The sequence below is a fragment of the Thermotoga sp. SG1 genome, assembly GCF_002865985.1.
Taxonomy (GTDB): Bacteria; Thermotogota; Thermotogae; order Thermotogales; family Thermotogaceae; genus Thermotoga.
On record NZ_LNDD01000002.1, the window covers coordinates 23941 to 43389 of the forward strand.

Genomic DNA, 19449 nt, shown 5'->3' on the forward strand with positions numbered 1-19449 from the left:
TTTTATTCCCCCTTCAACTTGTAGGCTGAGAACATGAAGGCTCTGGGATGTTTTTCTTCGAACGAATCACCTTTCTCGACAAGTTTTACAAGATTGTGCCCGTTTTGATAACTAATGGCCGTTAAAAATCCCCTTTCTTTGAGGAGTTCCTTCATCTTTTCTTTGTTTTCGTTAGTTCCCCAAGATTTCAATCTGTTCAGGATTTTCCTCTTTCCTTTCTTCATCTCTTCAAAGAGGATTTCAAAGTAGATAAAGTTCAGGTCTAATTTTTCAAAAATTCCTTTTGAGCTACTAAACAGTTCTCTTATTCTATCTTCATCGATCTCAGTAGAAAGTTTCTTTATGAAACCTACGAAAGACTTTGACTCTTCCAGCTTTCTGAAAATGTACGCTCTCACTACAGCCATGTTAAAAGGCTTTCCGGTATGGAAGGTTTCCATTGAAAGCTGCGTTCCTCTCTCACCTATCGTGTGTCCTGCGTAGACCCCAACGTACTTCACTTCCAGTGGTTTGAACGTTGCAGGATCAAGACCGAAGGATCTTCTGGTGACCTTTCCACCGATGGGGGAATATATCCTCACCTTCCTGGGGTTTTTTGATATTTCATCCAGGTCGCTCTCTTCTAGAAATTTCCTTTCATCTAGATCGTATCTTCCAAGAAGGGCGTTTTTCAACAAACCTGTTTCAGAGAGCCACTCGATGTCTTCTAAAGAGTACTCCAGAACACCTTCACCTTCTTCTTCCAAAATAACATCTCCCAATATCTCCACAAGTTCTCTGGTGAAATCTCCGGCGTTTGCAACGTGGAGTTTCTTGTCCATAAGGGTTCTTCTTGCCCTTTTAGCTATGTAGTCGATGTAATTTTCCAAACTCACACCGTTCAAGAAGTTTTCGTTCAAATGATCTATTTTCTCATTCAATTGGGTATATTGAACTTCGTTTCCACGACATTTCGTCTCCTTGATTATCTTGAAACTACCTTCGTCCTTCTCTATCTCGTAAATGCTCAGTGTGAGATTTTCTTCGGTAGCTTTTTCAAGAGCTTCTTGTAGGGCATTAACAGCCTCATCGAATTTTCCAGATTGTATCAGACCACTGATATACTTCTGGGCTTCCTTTTTGTTTTTTGCTTTTCCAAGTCTGTAGAGTCCATAGACGAAATCCTGGTCAACACTAATGGCAAGAGAACCGTTCTCAGGTGTGAAGGGAACGTTTTTAATGGTCATTCTGACAAGTTCTTGAGATTGTTCTATTGGGAAGTAAACTGCCATTGTGTCTCCATCGAAATCTGCGTTGAATCCTTTGCAGGCAAGTATAGGGAAACCTATTGCCAGTTCGTTCCAAAATCTGAACTTGAATGCAAGAACACTGTTTTTGTGAAGTGAGGGTTGCCTGTTGAGAAGGACATATTTCCCTTTGGCCCACTTGTTCAGCTCTTCGAGAGAAAGATCTTTTCCAGTGAATGCCTTTCCAAATTCCGCAGGAAGTAAAACGGTGTCTGGTTCGAGATACGGAGCAGGTACGATCACGCTTCTTCCTGAGTAGAACAACCTTCTTGCGATCATTACATTTCTCACATAACCTTCTTTCTTGAAAAGGTTTATAAATTGTTTTTGGTTCTGTTTAGCTAGGGACTCCAAGAAATTGTTGAAATGTTCGTTTTCAAGAATACTGCTTTTTTCTATCCTTTCAACAATTTTTGTTTTCCCTTCTTCCACTACATAGGAGAAATTCTCTCCGGAAGAATCCTTTCCACCGAGTTTGTATATGAGAACATTCAATGCCTCGTTCAGTTTAGGTGTTGGATCATAATCTTTTGTATTGCATCTTCTGAAAACTTCCAGGGTTTTGAAAGCATTATGCTCCAGAAGGCACCAAAATTCCATCTCACCGAACCTCTGACCACCTTTTCTTCTTCTTCCTTTGAAAGGTTGGAACGTTATAGGACTGATAGGTGCATTTCGACCTATCACGTGTATTTTGTCACCCACGCAGTGATCGAGTCTGATGATGTACTGAAACCCGGCAAGTGCTCTTATTTCTCTGCCTTCGAATCTCACTCTGTATCTTCCAAGCTCATCTGCACCAAGATCTCTCAACCTTTCTAGGATGTTCTTTCTTTCTTCGTCCGAGAATCTGTAATTCATAGGAAAGACGCTTTGATACAGGCCTTTTTTTATCAGAGGAGATATGGTAGTTTCATAAAGTTGTCCCAGGTTCATTCGGGAAACTACACCAAGTGGACTCAGAAGGACTTCTGCTTTTTGCCACCGACCGTCGATGAACACCTCCGGCATTTTTTCATCTGGCAAGATTTTACTCACTACTCCCTTGTTTCCATGTCTTCCCGATAATTTGTCTCCCACTTTGAGAGGTTTTATCACTTTCAAACGAAATTCGATCAGCATTTCGCTTTCTTCTTTGCTCTGAGCCTTGAAAGGATATTTGGGAGGATGAATTTTTATGGTTTCAATTACTGCATCGTAGTATCCCTCGTATCGCTTTGTCACCTTTTTGATATTTTTTCCATTTTCGTAGATCGACATTTCGACCAACGTATCCCCTCTTCTTATCTTTGAACCTATATCTTTACACAGCCGAACTTCCGTTTTTATTTCGTTCGATTTCTTAGACGCCTCCCATGAAAAAACGATTGTGTTTCCTTTTTCTTCGATTTCCGACGGGAAAATGCCCATCAGAGTCACTTTGTAGGTTTCCTCAACTTCGGAAAGCATCTTCTTGGCGAAAGACTCACTGACCACTATACCATCTTCGAAGTTCAATCCCTTATAGAGCATGTAAACTACAAAGGCATTTACACCTAACTTCAGACTCTTTTCGGCTTTGACGATCGGTTCTTCTGGATTCTTCAACGGCATGGCTTGTTTCAGATTTTTAGAACCCATCAGAACGCGTGCACCATCTGAGTGGAGTATGAATGGAATCTGATACGTGGCAAGACTGAAGAGATCTCCTTCCTCTATCGAAAGTGTTTCAGGGTTGAAACTTGCATTTTCTGTGAGGGAAAGGAGAAGCCCAATCTTTTCCGATTCAGGCGTTTCAAAAAGATCCACTCTTCGAACGTGACTTTCATGTGGATAGCGCATGCTCTCTGGAACTTTTTCTCGTGGGTAAACCACTTTCTTTGCCAGAAAATTTCTTTCAAGATCGTTTAAGTTTTCGAGGTCCTGAAATACGAGTATCTTTACTCCGTAGGTCTTTTTTTCTTTTCTGAATACAGGGCAGAAGAGGGCTCCTTTTTTACCATAGAGCTTGTTTAAATGAGGTTCTGCTTTTTCTAGCTTCCCGGATGACAAATAGTAAAACAAAGTGGATGCAACTGCAAACAGATAGCCGGGCGCTACTTTGTGCGCATCAAGATTCATCACTCTGTTTTCTTCAAGTGTTGGTTCTTCCTCATTCTCTTCATCCTCTTCATTTGCCGCTTTGAAATCCGGTATTATCACATAAGGAGTCACAAGTTTTTCTCCAAGAGCGATATAAACGTTCTCCTCGTTCGGAAACAAGAGTGGAAATTCGATTGCCTTATCATTAGCGGAGAATCTGACGATGCACGATGTATCGTTTTCCACTTCTTCCTGAATTTCTATTGAGAACTCTGGATTCACCCCAAACTGTTTTGAAAGGAAATTCAAAAGATTCTTCAACACCGTTGTGGAAAACTCTGCCCCTTTCATTTCACAAGCACCTCCAGTTCGAAATCCGTAAGTTCAGCACTTTCCTTCTCCCTCTCTATTTCCTCTTTTATAGATTTCATTTCACTTTCGGCGTTGAATTCCGGATTTTTGAAGATCTTTATGAGAAGTTTTTTCGTTTTCTCATCGAATCTTGCAGGGAACACTGTGCTGACCGCTTTGTGTTTATCAAAGTGAACAAACTGCCTTGCTTTGAAAGCAATCTTGAAGAGGATTTCAGCTGTTCGAGAGGATAGTATTCTTTTTTTGTCACTTTCTAAAAGTTTGTAGAGGTAACTCTCCAATTCCTTTGAAATTTCTTCCATCTTTCTGGATCTATCTGGGCTTAACAGATCAATGTTCAAATTGTAGATTTCTTCGATCTTATCCTGGATCGATCGAAACTCTTCCTTTTCCTTTTGATCGATCATAAGCCACTTTCTATACAGATAGTTTATTTCCTTTGAAGTCCTTTCGACTCTCATCCTCTGATAACTTTCTGTGACGGTTCGATCTGCCTGAACGTCCAGCCCATCGATGAATCTCAACCACTGAGCTGCTTTTATGACTATTTTACGTAATTTCTCATCTTCTATCTGTTTTGCTTCATCGACAAGCGGTGATATTTTTATTTTGAAAGCCCTTGTAAGTATCTCCATTGTTTTGTTCAGAGTACTTTTCTGATAGATTGGTAAATGCTTTCTGTGATAGCGGCATACCAGTTTTATAGCGTTTACTACTTCTTCTTTTTTTTCACCAAAGATTTCTTTCAAAGATTTGGCGTTTTTGAACCCTTCGTCGATCCCCAAGACGTTGTATTCACCGCTCTCAATAAGGCTCACGGTGAGTTCGTTGTGCAGATCTCTTATGAGGGAAGGGAAACCTTCCAGAATGTACTCTCCGTCCGATGTTTTCAAGATCGGGTAGACATGACCAAGGTCGTGAACGTAGATGGCAACACCTAGAATGAAAAGGAACATATCCCTGTATGAAATCCCGTTTACATACTTACCTTCCAGATCTATTTCTTCGGATACTTTTTCAAGTCCCATCGTTCTGATGATGTGGTATGCTAGATTCATCAACCTTCTACTGTGTCTTTGAGAATGTTCAACGGTTTCAGGGATCTGATCACCTATCCACATGTACGACCAAACACGCTTTATTCCCTCTCTTAAGTAACTTTTCAGTTCTTCAGAATCGATTATGTTTATGTACCTTTCTCCGTAGTCGAAAGGGACATCTCGTTTTTCTTTGTACAACTCCTTTATCTCGTTTAGAGGATAGTAAGAAACGGAACCATCTAGATATATGTCCTGAAGCTCCGAAGGAATATCAAGAAGGTCCATCTGCTCTGCCTGAATGAATGGAAGAATCTCATCAAGATAGGAATAATCCCAATCCATACCAAAAGGAGGTATTTCGAGTGTTTCTTGACTCCCTTCAAAGGAATAGAAAGCGTTTCTCCTGCTGTGAAAGGACATCACCGAGGTGATCAAAGTAACTATCTTGTAGGAGGCTGTTGCATTGAAAAGAACCGTTTTATCTTTCTCTCTATTTATCAGCTCTTTCAAGACTTTCCAAAGGTCAACAAAGAGAGAAGAATAACTTCCTCTATCTGCTGGGGAGAATTCTTTTTTAATTTCTTCCATACTTATGTTGATGTTTTCTTTGAATACTTCTTTCAACTTTTCAAGATGTTCATACTTTTTATTCTTATCGGGGAACGCTATCAGAACGATTTTATCGATGGCAAAGCCACTTTTGATTATTCCAACAAAAGAGCTAACTTCTGCTGGAAGCTCCTGTAATTCCAGTTTTGCTTCCCAGAGCATTTTTATTCTTTTCAGATGATTTTCCTCAGAGAAAATGGGTTTTATATCTTTCAAGGCTTTTTCCATATTTCTCTTAGTAAGTACGGAGGTGCCTATGGGACAGATGAGAGTGGCAGGGCTTTTGAGTATGTTCTTCGCCAGTTTTATAGCTTCAAAGAGAGAAAATCCAGAGAATTCTTCTTTTTCACCGTCTGTTTCTATAACTATCATATCTTTTTTTCTATAGTCTATGGGCTTTCCAGAATAAGAAAAAGAAAATCCAATCTTGGAGGAGTATCTTATAGTGATTGTTACATCAGAAGATTTTGAAAAAACACGTGCGACTTTCACATAGATCCCCCCATTCGTTGTACTCGTGTTTATTTTAACATGATCCTGTGTGCCAGAAAGTGTACTTAAAAACATGGAAAAATTTTCAGATTGGCAGACTTCCAGGAAAATCATAAAACGGTTTGTCGGAAAGTGTACTTAAAAACATGGAACAACACTAGAAGGAGGTGGTTCGATGGACTACTTAGATAATTACAAAAGAGACAACATCTCGGAATCAGAACTGAACGCTGCGGCAAGAAAAGCGGAAAAGAAGAAGAATGTGCTCGGCAAGGCTTTTCAAAAGTTCAAAGATCTCTGGGCACTCCTCGAAGCAGTCATGAGTGGGAGAATGAAGATACCGGGAAAGACCAAGGCAATAATCATAGGAGCTATTCTGTACTTTCTCATACCTACTGATCTCATAGCAGATTTTATACCAGCTGTAGGCTACATAGATGATATAACGGTCATTGCAATGGTCTACAACGAAGTGAAAGACCTCATAATGAAAGCTAAGAGCAAAGGGATCATCTAACGGACGCACTCTTGTGTCCTTTTTTTTCAATTTCATTTAATTTGGATATTTGTTTTATAATTCTTAATAATGAACACCAGGATAAGGGGGTGAGTTTCTCTTGAGCGACACAGAGAGGGAGGAAATAGTTCTGGGTGCTCTCATTCACGATGTGGGAAAGGTTGTGAGAAGAGCGGAAAAAAGCGCAGAAAAACATCAACTGGCAGGGTATGATTTCACAAACAAAGCAAAGAAGTTTGCAAAGTTCCAAAAATACATACACTATCACCATGAAAAAGATCTTAAAGAAAAGAAGTTAGATGATGAAAAGGTTTGGTATGTGTGCTTTGCGGACAATCTGTCCAGCAGTGAAAGAATGACTGAGGGAGGCAGGTTCAACGAACATCGCAGGATAGAAAATCTTCTTTCAAAGATTCCTGAAAAGGAAAACGCAAGAAAGCCTACCTACTTCCCCGTTAAGTCCGCAGACAGAATAACAGAGGCTGTCACTGAAATGGAAGAAGAAGAGAAAAGTCACATTGATCTTTATGAATCGTTCGTTAAAGATGCAGAGAAGATAACCCTATCTCCAGATGATGTGAATTTCCTTGTGTACAAGTATTTCTCCTTCATTCCTCAGGAAACCAAAGTGGAAGGAGACATGGATATTTCTCTCTACGACCATTTGAAGGTCACGGCCATGCTCGCCATTTCCCTGTACGATTACGCGAAGGAAAATAACCTAACGTTCCGAACTTACGATGAGATGAAGAACTATTTCAAAAATCCCGCTGTGAAACCCTTCCTCCTTGTGGGAGGAGACGTTTCTGGAATACAGAACTTCATCGCCAGTGTTTCTTCAAAGGGAGCTCTCAGGTCTTACAGAGGAAGGAGTTTCTTCATAGAAATCCTTCAAGAAGTTGTTGTGGATGAGATTCTTGAAAGAACGGGCTTTTACAGAACGAACGTTCACTTCATAGGCGGTGGTCACTTCTATATTGTTCTTTCCAACACAGAAAAGGTGAAGAAGGCTCTTGAAGGTATCAGAAAGGAGCTGAACGCCTGGTTTAGAAAGAAAGGGCTTTCACTCCATCTTGTGATGGAATACACACAGTTTTCAGCGAATGATGTCAGCGACATGAAAAATATCTTCGATGACATAGTAAAGAAGGTGAACCTGAGAAAACTCAGAATGTACACAGAAGAAGACCTCGAAGAACTTTTCCCGGACGATCTTTCTTCGATTACAGAAAGGGGAAGTTTTACGTGTAAAGTGTGTGGAAACAGGGTTGAAAAGCTCTTCACCCTAGGCGATAGTGAAGAAGAAATAGCCTGTGATTTCTGCAGAGAAATGTACGAACTCGGAAAAGATCTTCTCAAGAAAGATCACGTTTATATCGTTGAAAAGGAAAATGGAAAGTTCGAGATCTTCGACAAACACTTCGAGTTCTCTAAAAAACCAGAAAAAGGTGCTTACAAAATAAGAGACATATATCAGTTCTCAGAAAACGAAGAAAACGTCAGAAGAATCCAGGTGATAACGTATTTCGAGCACCAAGAGTTCGAGGAGATCGCAAAAGAAGCACCTGGAAAGAAGATAGCAAGCCTTCTTGTTGACGTTGACAATCTGGGAAGGATCTTTCGTGATGGTCTTAAAAGAAAAACCCTTTCAAGATACAGCACACTTTCAAGGCTCATGAGTTTCTTCTTCAAAGAAAGGGTTGAAAAAATTGTCGAGGGAAAAAACGTAATGGTGATCTATTCTGGAGGAGACGACCTCTACCTTGTTGGAGGCTGGAACGATGTGCTCGATGTTGCTAAACAATTGAGAGAGGAGTTTTCGAAGTTTACGACGAACGACTTCATCACCTTCTCTGCAGGCTATGTTATAACAGACGAAAAAACGAGTATGAGACTCATAAGAGAGATGTCCGAAAGGGCAGAAAGTTCTGCAAAAAGATCAGGAAAGAACAGCATCGCATTCTCGAGCAAAAACTACTATGCCGTTAGCTGGGAGATGTTCTTCAAAATGTACGAAGTTTATTCGGAGTTGAAGGAACTTGCAACGAAAGTGGACAGAAGCGTTATCAGGAAGGCTCTCAAACTCACACAAGAGGACACCCCTCTCAACAGAGCCTTTCTTGCCTACATAGAAGCAAGAGAGAACAAAGAAGAGGACAAAAGAGTGGCCAGTCTGACAAGAGAAAAACTCGAAGAACTCGGAGAAGACAGTTTGAACGTAATTCTCCAGTTTGTAGATCTTCTTGCAAGGAAAAAGGAGGGATGAGACGTGGAGGTTTCTCTCAAAAGCGATTTGATGGATCTTGTGAAAAAGGCAGAGGAGATTGGGAAAAACCTTTCCAACACAAACCAACTCAGAAAATTCCACGGACACCTGACAAAGATATGGAGCAAGTACGCTTACAACAGAAGAAAGTACAGTCAGAACCAGCAAGCATTCAAAGAGGATATTCTGAATGAAGTCCATTTCATGAAGATATTTCTTGCTTATCAGGCCGGCAGGGGTGTTTCCGAAGACATCAAAAAACTCAGAAAAGTTCTTGAACCACTCATAGATGAGATAAAAACGCCAGAAGATTTCGAGAAATTCAAAAAGTTCTACGATGCAGTTCTTGCGTACCACAAGTTCTATTCTGAAACCGCAAGGAATAGCAGATCAGTGAGAAAGTGAGGAGGGATGAGCGGTGGAGAGACCGATTCATGGAAAGTACATTATAAAAGGAAAGATCATCTTAAAAACAGGTCTCAGAGTGGGTGGTCAAGAACTCGGTGTGAACATCGGAGGAGTTGATAATCCTGTTATCAGAAATCCTCTTACCGGCGAACCTTACATTCCAGGAAGCTCCATAAAGGGAAAGATGAGAAGTCTGATGGAAAGATTGAAAAATAAGGATCTCGTACCTATAGTTGATGGGAGTACTAAGATAAGTATTCACATTTGCAAAGAAAAAGATTGTGAGATATGTCGCCTTTTTGGAGCATCTGGAAAATTAGATAATGAGAAGAGGATAAGCATTCCTTCTCGTCTTATCGTAAGAGATGCCTTTCTCACGGAAGAGTCGAAAGACAGACTCCTCAACATGGAAACAGATCTTCCATATACGGAATGGAAAACAGAAAACGCTCTTGATAGGGTCACATGCAGTGCTGTTCCAAGACCGGTCGAAAGAGTTCCTGCAGGTGCAGAATTTGAATTTGAAATTGTTTACACTGCAGAGAACAAAGAACATATAAAAGAAGACCTTGAAAACATAGCAACCGCACTTGAACTCGTCGAAGACGACTATCTTGGGGGAAGTGGAAGCAGAGGATACGGGAAGGTTGAGTTCAAAATAGAAGAGTTGATCTTCAAGAGTTCAGACTACTACCTTGGAAAAGAAGATCCAAAATCGAAAACTCTTAAAGGAGATATCGAAGACTTCAAGAAAGCTATCTCTGAACTTGTGAAAGGGTGATAGAAGTGCGCCTTCTTGTGAAAATGAATTTCCGGGGTGGTTTCAGGGTGGGAAGGGGGGATGAATCCGATTCCACCCTCCCCACCATTCACTCTGATACCATCTACGGGGCTATTGTGTATCATGCGTTTAAACATTCGGATAAAGCAGAAGATTTTGCAAAAAATCTAAAGGTTTCCTCCCTTATTTTCCTTAAAAAATCTGACAAAAAAGAGCGCCTTCTTGTTCCAAAGCCTCTTTCGTACAACGTTCTTGATCCAGAGGATGAAGACAGCAAGAAGGGAGACTTCAAGAAATTGAAAAAAGCGAACTATGTATTTCTGGACAGTCTTAAGGATTACACATCGATAGAAAAGGCAATGGAATCTGTATGTGAAGAGTCTCCGGTAGAAGTTTCAAGAATACCAAGAAACACTCTGGACAGAGTCACAAACTCTTCAAACCTTTATTTTGTTGAGGTTGCTTTTGTAAAAGAAAGCTTCACACCAGTTGTACTGGCGGAGTTTCCAGACGAATACGAGGAATTATTCAAGGCTTCTGTGAGATCTCTTGGTGACAGCGGACTTGGTGGAGATTCAACTTACGGATACGGTTTGTTCGATGCAGACTTTGAAGAAGCTCCCTTTCTTTCGGAAGAAGGAAAATACTATCTTTCTCTGTCTCTTTTTATACCTTCTGTTGAAGAAAGAAGAAGATTGAACGAAGGCTTCTACAAAGTGGTAAGAAGAAGAGGCGTGAAAAAAGACGTTATGAAGGTTAAAAAAGAACTCCACTATATCCAAGAAGGTTCCGTATTTCCTTTCAAACCTGTGGGCCGTGGGGTGTTGAAGATAGAAGATTATTTCGTTCAGACCTCACCACTCTGTGTGGCATTCGGTGGTGATGCATCATGAAAGTAATCCTCCAAACCCTCACACCGCTTCACATAGGAAGTGGAGAAAAGTACCCACCTTGCAATCTCGTTGTGCTTGGAAGTGGTGAAAGAAAAAACCATGCGGTAAGACTCAAAACAAGAAAATTTCTTGAAATTTTCGCCAAGCACAAAGAACTCAAAGATTCTCTTTCAACTCCTCTCACTCCATCTATCGCTGGTGATTTAACTGACGGCATTTTCTACGAAGTGAGCCTTTATTCAGATTTTAAAACCAGAAAAAGAGCTCCCGAAATATTGGAGTTGATCCATCATCCAGACGGAACCGTCTACATTCCCGGAAGTTCTCTGAAAGGAGCCATTAGACTTGCACTGACATGGTACGTCTTGAAGAACAACAAAAAATATCTTGAAAAGTTTCGTGAAAATGTCAGGCAAGATATTTCAAATCGAAGAAGAAATTTTTTCAGAACACGTAAATTCTTAGATGAACTGTTTAGATTCGACCACCAAAACATCAACAGCGATTACTTTCGTTTCTTGAGAATTTCTGATTCTGAAAGAATAGTCGCACAGGTTGTTGTCCATGATGTTGGTGTGTTTTACATGGCCCGTCCAAATAACAATCCAAGAACATTTCCCGTGGAGTTTGTGCCTATCAAAAAGGAATTCAAGTTTGATATAACCTTTGCAAAGGACGATTACAGATATTTCCTTGAAGAAACAAGGAAGCGTTACAAAGTGGATCTTCCAGAAAGCCTCGAAGAGATTTTGAAGATCGTTGATGATTTCTACACAGAGGTGTTCAAATTTGAAAAAGAGCGTTTCGAAAAGGCAAAAGAAAACTTCAAAAACATAGACACTGAAAAGATAGAAAAAAGGTTTGAACAGATAGAAAAGGCAAAGAAGGAAAATACCTTTCTGATTCACGTAGGATACGGTGGAGGACTCATGGCAAACTCTCTGTTCATTTTGCTCGACGAAGAGACAAGAAAAAGGGTGAGAAACATCATAAAGAATCACGGAAACGACGAAGCGCCTCTCACAAGGAGATATCTTGTCCAAGAAGAGAATAGAAGTTACAAACTCATCTCTCCCATAGGGTGGTGTGTTCTGTGGTTGGAAGGTTCCCAGTCTACGTAGAAGAGGAACTCTCCGGTGAGAAAAAGTGGGAGTTCGTTCTTTCAAAAATCGAGTCGATCGATCCAGCGGTTGCATCCTTCATAGAAGAAGCACCCGATGGGACGTTTCGTGTGATAGGCCCTTTCAGGGTGAGGAGCGGGTATGCACTTGTTCTCTCCTCACCCCTTTCTTCACTTTTTCGTTTCCTCGTTCTCAACGTCCCGCGCGTGATGAATGCCGTCGTGAAACCCGAAAGAGCGTACGTTGAAATCTACGACAAAAAGACCCTCTTTGAAGATCCAGGTGTGTTTGCTTTGAAGGTAAAAGGTGTAAATTCCTTTTCTTTGAAACAACTCAAAGAGGACATGAAGCTCTTTCTAGGAGAAGAAATCGAGCCAAATTTCCTCCCTGTTTCCGCGAAAAATCTTAAAAGTGGCCTTGTCGTCACTTTGAGAACGCTAGATCCTCAAACAACGGCTCTTGTGAGACTTTCAAGACTGTGTGGTGTGGGAAAAAACAGAAGGCTTGGACTGGGAGATGTGGAAGTTTACAGGGTTGTTGAATGAGAAACGCTTTCCCTCCCTTTTACTTTTTAAAGCCTTTCCTGCCTGAAGTTTCCCGGGGTTGCCTCCGTTAGAGCATATCTACCAGGTTCTATTCTCTCCATCAAAAAACTCAACCTGCCGTGCAAGAAAGAATGGGAGAGGACCAATGTGCAAAGAGGAGGTCAGATATCATGAAGAAGGGATTTGTCTTTCTTGGATTGGTTGTTGCTGCGTTGCTTCTGGTTACTTCCTGCGTGTCGTCCAGTTCTGGTCCTTCTATTCCTGTTATAAAAGGAAGATGGGAAAGTCAGACATTTACGGGTGATTTTGACAACAATGGGACGGTAGAATCAATGAAATTTGTCCTGGTCGTTGAACAACAAGACGGATTCAGTTTTACGGGTAGATTCGGTGCAAACAGCATGGGAATAGATATCCTTTTAGATATAACTGGTACTATAGACCAGTACGGGTACTTAACAATCAGGCTCACTGGATTCGAGAATGCAACACCATTAACTGGAAGATACGAAAGTGGAAAGATAAAGATCTACTATCCTCAATACGGTGAAATAGTGCTTTTTAAAACCTCCTAGCCTCAACTACATTTTCCCTTTTCTTTCAAAATTTGCTCTGTTACAACCGGTATCCCAAGGTACACTATGTTATCAAGAATTGGCTTGTTTCTCCTTATATCCAGAAGATCGTACGTCTTCCAGATTTCGTTGACACAGCTTTCGAGAATGCTCTTTGTAGCGGCCTTTGCTTTTTCAAAATCTCTGTACTCTTCGACGAGGGGGTTGTATACCCCCTTCTTTTTATCCTTCTCGAAATCATCGAACGCGTCAACGATGTAGAGCCACTCTCCAAGGTACGTACCAAGATAGTAAAGGATTCTCTTTTGTTTTTCTTCTTCAACGGTCGATTCCAGGATCTTTCCAAGTATTCTTCCCTGCTCTTTTGCGAGTTCTTCAAAATTTGCCTTTTTTCTTTCAAGCGAGTAGAATTCGTTAAAGAGTTTCGATATTTCTGGATCTTTTTTCAAAAAGGATTTGATCAGAAGATAAATTGGATTTTTTGTGTCTAGGTAGTTATCTTTCATCTTCTCAGAAAGAAGCGCCACAAAAATTTCCGCAACACGGTTTATAGATTCAGATTGGTAGTATTCCACCTTTTTCAAGGTGAAGAAACAGAAGTTTTTCTTTTTCTCTACATGCTCACCTTTCAGACTCGAAAGAAGAAGAGAAAGTGAAGCTGCCTCGTAGGTGAGAAGAAATCTTGGAACGATAGAATATCTCTTCAGAGCACGGCAGATCCCGCAGTAGTATCTTCGAAACTCTTCGTATTCTTTAACCTTGAGCTCACACTTCAATGGTTTGATATATCCAAACATCATTTTCTCTCCCTTGTAAGATGAAGAAGATAATCGAGAATTCTTGTGTAAAGATAGTCGTAAGCCAGAAAAGCTAATTGAAGACCTGCCACTCCGAAAATGTAGAGAATGGAAGAAACTTCAGGAAGTTCTATCTTGAAGAACTTGATGGCAACGATCAAGAGAAGAAAAAAACTCGCGTTGAGATAAAAAAATCTGAGAAGAAAAGATTTTTTCCTTACGAGGGAATAGAAAGAAAGCACCAGGAATATCAAAACGTACCCTGGATTGGGAATGATAAGAAACGAAAGTAGATTCAAAGCAACGATCAATGCAATAGCTCCCTTACCAAACAATTCCACCAGAAATCCTGTAAAAACACTGCATAGAGCAGCGAAAAAGATCTTGCTCTTTGTGAAATTTCCCGTGTAAAGCAAGAAAATGACAAGGGCAGAAATTATCCCTCCGTAGGAGATCTTTTTCACATGCAAGGGATACAATCACCCCCACATGCTTCACAGCAAGTGTCGGTACACCAAGCACATCCAAGACATGCCAGTATGTCTCGACAATCGTCCCTTCTTCTGTAACTCATGGAATATGAGTACGGATAAAAATTTGAACTGCTTTTCTGGGATGATTGCTTTGAGAAATCTCCATTCATTAACATTTGATACGCTTCGTTGATTTGCTTCATTTTTCCTTCTGCGAGATCTCTGAGTGGATGGTCTTTGTAGCGATCGGGGTGGTACTTCTTTACAAGTTCACGGTAAGCCCTTTCTATCTCTTCCTTTGAAGCATCAGGTCCAACACCGAGAACTTCATAGGGATTCACAGATATCACCTCCGCAGTGATATCTTATCAAATCTTCAGAATTTGTGATACATTCCACAACTTATATGTTAGTCAAAAGTTTATTTGAATTTACTTCATTTATTTTATTCACTAAACCATGGTAAGTTCCATTTATTCACAAAGTGGGATGTGTTTGTATTTGGCACTGGATGTGTGATATAGAGTATGCAATTACCGGTAACGAAAAATTTCATGCGCCTTTGTGGTACCGGAAGCTATGCAATAAAAAAGGAATAATGAGCGAAAAAGGAAAATAACTACTCAGAAATAACTTGAACATGAACTTATGATTTGACGACAAATAAAGAAGCGACATACTTATCCTTTAACACTTTAAGGTAGACCTTTTTACGAGAATTTGTGAAAACAAGAACTAGTTGATTTTCCCCTGAAACACCCCAAAATGGCCTGACCTAGGTTAGGGTAATTTATCTTTTGTTTTTGCTATGGTTTAGGCTTTTCATTGACTATGCAATTATTCCATTTTTCCAAACAGTACTTGACTGACCCTTTCTGTGTGTTAGAATCACCTATGATGAAACACCCTCTCTATCTTCTTATATACTCTTGCTTTCTGATATGTTCTGTGGTATAATTTCTTTGAAATCCAACGGGTTTCAATACTTCCTTAGAGGTATGGAAACTCTTTACCCTACTCAATGATTATCTATTACGATCAAAGTTTCAATACTTCCTTAGAGGTATGGAAACGCGGTAATCAAATTTTGCAAGCACTCAGAGAACAGGGTTTGGGTTTCAATACTTCCTTAGAGGTATGGAAACACAGCTGTTTTCTGTAAATTCTCCTGAATTCTTTTTTCGTTTCAATACTTCCTTAGAGGTATGGAAACTGTCCTCTTGTGTGACTTCCAGTAGCAAAGATTCCTTGTTTCAATACTTCCTTAGAGGTATGGAAACTTAATACAACTGACGGTGACGTGCAAGTGACTGGGAACGTTTCAATACTTCCTTAGAGGTATGGAAACGTGATGGAGATATTATTCTTGTTTGTAAGCTCAAGTGTTTCAATACTTCCTTAGAGGTATGGAAACTCTAACAGGGAATATAGTACACTAAGAAAATATATAGTTTCAATACTTCCTTAGAGGTATGGAAACAAGATTATTAAACCTCCGCTTCGTTCGGTTCCAAAAGTTTCAATACTTCCTTAGAGGTATGGAAACTACTTTGTCTGATGAGATAGCCGATATCCTTGCGAAGTTTCAATACTTCCTTAGAGGTATGGAAACGATATCGGAAACCGGCTTAGGATGGGCGTTTTGAAAGTGTTTCAATACTTCCTTAGAGGTATGGAAACATTTCCACCCATCCTTCACCATCTAAATAGCCCGCATCTTGTTTCAATACTTCCTTAGAGGTATGGAAACAACAGAAGCCCTATACCCTGTGATAGTGATGTAACTTGTTTCAATACTTCCTTAGAGGTATGGAAACTTGGTGGTGTAAAGATAGAAGCGCAAGCTGCTCCAAGTTTCAATACTTCCTTAGAGGTATGGAAACCAGATAAAAGAACTATCAGAAATACAAGACGCACGAGGTTTCAATACTTCCTTAGAGGTATGGAAACTCGAAGAAGGAGACATCGTCGTTTGTGTCGTCGGGGGGTTTCAATACTTCCTTAGAGGTATGGAAACTCCCTTGAGGAGTCTGTCAGTCTTGCCAGTTCGTTTAGTTTCAATACTTCCTTAGAGGTATGGAAACTAGCATTTTCCAAGATCCCTAGCATATGCTTTCCCAGTTTCAATACTTCCTTAGAGGTATGGAAACCACTATTAGAAACACCGATATCACACATTATAGAGGAATGTTTCAATACTTCCTTAGAGGTATGGAAACATATATTCATAATCTTCGTTGTGCCAGTTGAAGTTTTGTTTCAATACTTCCTTAGAGGTATGGAAACGGAGTAGACGTACCCGTGAATAGAACTGAAACCACACGTTTCAATACTTCCTTAGAGGTATGGAAACTTGGGGCGTGGTGGGCATGGGTTAATCATCAAGTGTATGTGTTTCAATACTTCCTTAGAGGTATGGAAACTAGCATCGTTGAAGTAATCTTGCAATTTCTGGAGCTAGTTTCAATACTTCCTTAGAGGTATGGACATTGTCGATAAGAAGGAGGGTAGCCTCAATCCTTCCTTTTTGGGTATAGGCACCGAACTTTTTGGCGGAAAATGTGCCTAAAAATATAGAAACAAAGACGAAAACGAAAAACTTCAAAGACTGGGTGGAATTGTTCGAAAACGAAAGGTTAAAACAGCAAACAATACAAACAGAGCTGGTTCATTGAAAAGAATTTACTGGGGGGATCGAGATGTTGAAGAAAATCTATGATCTTGGAAAAACTCAGACCAGTTCTTTTTCCGATTTCGCTGAAGAAGTTCCTGAGGAAGAAGGCCTTGTCATCTCTCTTGAGACCACGCCAAACGGCTTGATTTTCAAAGGGATCGTACCTGTTCAGAAAAATCCTGGAGGGAAAAGTTCAAAGGTTTTTCTCTACAGAAAACAGCGTGGGAATTTTTCTGTGTCTTCCTCTCCTACAATGAAATTTTTGCCCGAGAAAAAAGATAAAGATAAAGACTCTGCACAAAGAACTTTTGAAATATTCACAGGCTTTTTTGATCATCCAACTTTGTCTGACATAAGGCAAGTTTTAGAAAACAACAAACAACTCATAATTGACCTACTTAGAAAACACGATTTAAGAAAAAGATTTCTAACAATATCCATAGATGGAAGATTCCCAGCAGAAGTTCCAAAGATAATTCAAGTGTTCGAAGAGACAGTTAAGAAAGGAAAAAGCAATGGAGAGACAAAGTGTTTTCTCTGTGGAAAGGAAGCTAACCTAAGATTGAGTGACATATTCAAATTCGCCACGTTCGACAAACCTAGTTTCACACCATTCCTTTCCAAAAAGCCTCCCATACAGATATGTGAAGACTGCAAAAGTATTTTGGAGAAAGCAAGGAGAGTGATCGATGAGAAGCTTTCCTTTTCGTTTTTTAAAAACAGAATCCTTTGGATCATTCCCTCTGTATCTGAATCAGATATTTTGGAATCCGTTGTGGAGAAGATCGCAGAGATAAAAGACACAGAAGGAAGATCAAAACTTCGAAGTTTTGCACGGTTAGAGAAGGATATAGAGAACGTTTTGGCTAACGAAAAAGCTGTTTTCGATTTCATCGTGATAGAGAAAGAGCAACAGGCAGAAAGAATTGTTCTTCACACCGAAGAGGTTTCTCCCACAAGGATAAAGAAAGTCCTCGAAGAATCGGAAAAGCTGGAAAATCAACTGAAAGAGGATGGATTCAACGTTTCTGTGAATCTCTTTACAATATACAAGTTCTTTGAAAAGGTCGACAGATACTTCAACACGCTGTTCAACGCTGTCTTCTCCGAAGGGGCCTTTGACAAGAGGTTGTTAATAACACTTTTTCTTTCCAGAATAAGAAGCGATATTCTTGGAAAAGAAGACAAGCGTTCAACAATCGAGGCCTTTGCAACGTACGTCTATCTGAAACGCTTGAACGTTTTGAAAGGGGGTGTTCCTACCTTGAAAGGAGAAGATTTCTTTTCAAAGTATCCCGAATTCTTCGATGAACCGTGGAAAAAGGCGGTGTTTCTGGAAGGAGTTCTTGCAAGTTACCTTCTTTATCTTCAGTACGTCAAGAGAAACTCCAAAGCCTTCATGAAAAAACTGAAAAGCCTTAGATTGAACAAAAAAGATGTGGAAGGACTTCTCCCGGAGATCAGAGCCAAGATAGAAGCGTACAACGGCATGAACGAAAACGTGGCGGAACTTTTCATGGAAACAGCCAAGGCATTTTTGGAAGCGGGAAATTGGTCTGCACTACCAGATGAAATCAGTTTTGTTTTTGTTTCAGGGTTGACACTTGGAAAGACTTTCTTCAAGGAGGTAGATGCTGATGAATCCGGTGCTGAACAGGAGTGAAATTCTCTTCATCTACGATGTGAAGTGGGCAAATCCAAACGGAGATCCCCTCGACGAAAACAGACCACGCTTCGATGAGGAAACTTCAAAACTCTTTGTCACCGATGTGAGACTCAAAAGGACGGTTAGAGATTATCTCGCAGAGCGCTACAACGAAACCCTTTGGGTAACAGGCGAAGCCGTAGTACCTGAAGAGAGAATGAGAGAACTTGATATCACAGATGTGGCCGATGCATGTCAGAAGTGTATCGATATCAGACTCTTTGGAGCAGTTATCCCACAGGCGAAGAAGGGGGCTATGGAGACTTCCATAACGGGTCCCATCCAGTTCAGATACGGAATGAGCCTTCACAGAGTGAAACTCATGACAGTTCAGGGAACCGCTGCGTTTGCCACAAAGGATTCCAAGCAGAGAAGTTTTCGCGAGGATCAGCTGGTTCCATATGCTCTCGTTGCTTTCTACGGAGTGATAAATCAAAACTCTGCGAGGTTCACTGGTCTCACGGAAGACGATGTTTCTAAATTCCTCGAAGGAGTATGGTTAGGCACGAAGAATCTCATCACAAGATCGAAGATGGAACACAACCCCAGACTTCTTGTGAGGGTCATTTACAAGGAAGGTGTGAATTACCACTCTGGAGAACTCGATTACCTTGTGAAAGTTGTCTCCGAGAAAGAAGACGAAGAGATAAGAGACGTCTCCGAGCTGAAACTCGACATCACGGATCTTCGAAGAAGACTCGATTCTTTGAAAGACAAAATCGAAAAAATTGAGTACAGCGTCGATGATCGCCTCAGACTCTTGGAAAACGGTATCGAAAGATCTTTCAAGGAGATATTCGGAGGGTTTCAACTTGAAAAGCTGGAGTGGTAATT

15 protein-coding genes and 1 CRISPR repeat array are annotated in these 19449 nt (G+C 40.4%); of the genes, 10 read left to right on the forward strand and 5 right to left on the reverse strand.

Going from position 1 to position 19449, the window contains the following annotated elements; genetic code table 11:
* Nucleotides 1-2 precede the first annotated feature (2 nt).
* Both AS006_RS02280 and AS006_RS02285 read right to left on the reverse strand, forming a co-directional pair.
* Entirely contained in the window at nt 3-3698 is a 3696-nt protein-coding gene (locus tag AS006_RS02280; RefSeq protein ID WP_101512766.1) for a hypothetical protein, read from the reverse strand.
* Complete coding sequence (locus tag AS006_RS02285) at nt 3695-5860, reverse strand: hypothetical protein (RefSeq protein ID WP_158241069.1); 2166 nt, start codon at nt 5858-5860, stop codon at nt 3695-3697. The genes AS006_RS02280 and AS006_RS02285 overlap by 4 nt, the downstream gene beginning before the upstream one ends.
* Nucleotides 5861-6035: 175 nt before the next feature.
* Here AS006_RS02285 and AS006_RS02290 point away from each other — a divergent pair, with 175 nt between their 5' ends.
* The 8 genes from AS006_RS02290 to AS006_RS02325 all read left to right on the forward strand — a co-directional run bounded on the left by AS006_RS02290 (nt 6036) and on the right by AS006_RS02325 (nt 12966).
* Nucleotides 6036-6377 (forward strand): YkvA family protein, encoded by a 342-nt coding sequence (locus AS006_RS02290; protein WP_101512768.1) that lies wholly within the window; start codon nt 6036-6038, stop codon nt 6375-6377.
* A 100-nt stretch (nt 6378-6477) separates the two neighbouring features.
* Complete coding sequence (gene cas10, locus AS006_RS02295) at nt 6478-8643, forward strand: type III-A CRISPR-associated protein Cas10/Csm1 (RefSeq protein ID WP_101512769.1); 2166 nt, start codon at nt 6478-6480, stop codon at nt 8641-8643.
* Between the two features lie 3 nt (nt 8644-8646).
* On the forward strand, nt 8647-9048 hold the full coding sequence (gene csm2, locus AS006_RS02300) for a type III-A CRISPR-associated protein Csm2 (protein ID WP_233185599.1): 402 nt from the start codon (nt 8647-8649) through the stop codon (nt 9046-9048).
* 13 nt (nt 9049-9061) lie between these two features.
* A complete protein-coding gene (csm3, locus tag AS006_RS02305; protein ID WP_101512770.1) occupies nt 9062-9832 on the forward strand; it encodes a type III-A CRISPR-associated RAMP protein Csm3 in 771 nt (256 codons plus the stop codon).
* A gap of 23 nt (nt 9833-9855) precedes the next feature.
* Nucleotides 9856-10725: a type III-A CRISPR-associated RAMP protein Csm4 gene (csm4, locus tag AS006_RS02310; protein WP_101512872.1), complete on the forward strand. Its 870-nt coding sequence runs from the start codon at nt 9856-9858 to the stop codon at nt 10723-10725.
* Entirely contained in the window at nt 10722-11846 is a 1125-nt protein-coding gene (gene csm5 / locus AS006_RS02315; RefSeq protein ID WP_101512771.1) for a type III-A CRISPR-associated RAMP protein Csm5, read from the forward strand. Before csm4 ends, csm5 begins: the two co-directional genes overlap by 4 nt.
* Entirely contained in the window at nt 11819-12391 is a 573-nt protein-coding gene (locus tag AS006_RS02320) for a hypothetical protein (protein WP_199167302.1), read from the forward strand. Before csm5 ends, AS006_RS02320 begins: the two co-directional genes overlap by 28 nt.
* A gap of 170 nt (nt 12392-12561) precedes the next feature.
* Nucleotides 12562-12966 carry a hypothetical protein gene (locus AS006_RS02325; protein ID WP_101512773.1) on the forward strand — a complete coding sequence of 135 codons (405 nt, stop codon included), beginning with the start codon at nt 12562-12564 and terminating at the stop codon, nt 12964-12966.
* A 2-nt stretch (nt 12967-12968) separates the two neighbouring features.
* Here the strand turns inward: AS006_RS02325 and AS006_RS02330 are convergent, their stop codons facing one another.
* Genes AS006_RS02330 through AS006_RS02340 form a run of 3 tightly spaced genes read right to left on the reverse strand, consistent with a single transcriptional unit; the run spans nt 12969 to nt 14577 of the window.
* A complete protein-coding gene (locus AS006_RS02330) occupies nt 12969-13763 on the reverse strand; it encodes a DUF5685 family protein (protein WP_199167304.1) in 795 nt (264 codons plus the stop codon).
* A complete protein-coding gene (locus AS006_RS02335; protein ID WP_233185601.1) occupies nt 13763-14242 on the reverse strand; it encodes a hypothetical protein in 480 nt (159 codons plus the stop codon). Before AS006_RS02335 ends, AS006_RS02330 begins: the two co-directional genes overlap by 1 nt.
* Nucleotides 14224-14577, reverse strand: a complete 354-nt coding sequence (locus AS006_RS02340; RefSeq protein WP_101512776.1) for a J domain-containing protein — start codon at nt 14575-14577, stop codon at nt 14224-14226. The genes AS006_RS02335 and AS006_RS02340 overlap by 19 nt, the downstream gene beginning before the upstream one ends.
* 635 nt (nt 14578-15212) lie before the next feature.
* Nucleotides 15213-16726: a CRISPR direct-repeat array (repeat unit 30 nt; unit sequence GTTTCAATACTTCCTTAGAGGTATGGAAAC).
* A gap of 209 nt (nt 16727-16935) precedes the next feature.
* On the opposite strand from AS006_RS02340, the gene AS006_RS02345 reads away from it, so the two are divergent.
* Nucleotides 16936-18573 carry a TIGR02556 family CRISPR-associated protein gene (locus AS006_RS02345; protein ID WP_101512777.1) on the forward strand — a complete coding sequence of 546 codons (1638 nt, stop codon included), beginning with the start codon at nt 16936-16938 and terminating at the stop codon, nt 18571-18573.
* Nucleotides 18548-19447: a type I-B CRISPR-associated protein Cas7/Csh2 gene (gene cas7b, locus AS006_RS02350; RefSeq protein ID WP_101512778.1), complete on the forward strand. Its 900-nt coding sequence runs from the start codon at nt 18548-18550 to the stop codon at nt 19445-19447. Before AS006_RS02345 ends, cas7b begins: the two co-directional genes overlap by 26 nt.
* The last annotated feature ends 2 nt before the right edge of the window (nt 19448-19449 follow it).

What these genes read in the sequence shown, in the direction of transcription:
- csm5 (WP_101512771.1), top strand. Translation starts at nt 10,722, where the DNA reads ATGAAAGTAATCCTCCAAACCCTCACACCGCTTCACATAGGAAGTGGA.
- AS006_RS02280 (WP_101512766.1), bottom strand. Translation starts at nt 3,698, where the DNA reads ATGAAAGGGGCAGAGTTTTCCACAACGGTGTTGAAGAATCTTTTGAAT.
- AS006_RS02345 (WP_101512777.1), top strand. Translation starts at nt 16,936, where the DNA reads ATGTTGAAGAAAATCTATGATCTTGGAAAAACTCAGACCAGTTCTTTT.
- csm4 (WP_101512872.1), top strand. Translation starts at nt 9,856, where the DNA reads ATGAATTTCCGGGGTGGTTTCAGGGTGGGAAGGGGGGATGAATCCGAT.
- AS006_RS02330 (WP_199167304.1), bottom strand. Translation starts at nt 13,763, where the DNA reads ATGTTTGGATATATCAAACCATTGAAGTGTGAGCTCAAGGTTAAAGAA.
- AS006_RS02325 (WP_101512773.1), top strand. Translation starts at nt 12,562, where the DNA reads ATGAAGAAGGGATTTGTCTTTCTTGGATTGGTTGTTGCTGCGTTGCTT.
- AS006_RS02290 (WP_101512768.1), top strand. Translation starts at nt 6,036, where the DNA reads ATGGACTACTTAGATAATTACAAAAGAGACAACATCTCGGAATCAGAA.
- cas7b (WP_101512778.1), top strand. Translation starts at nt 18,548, where the DNA reads ATGAATCCGGTGCTGAACAGGAGTGAAATTCTCTTCATCTACGATGTG.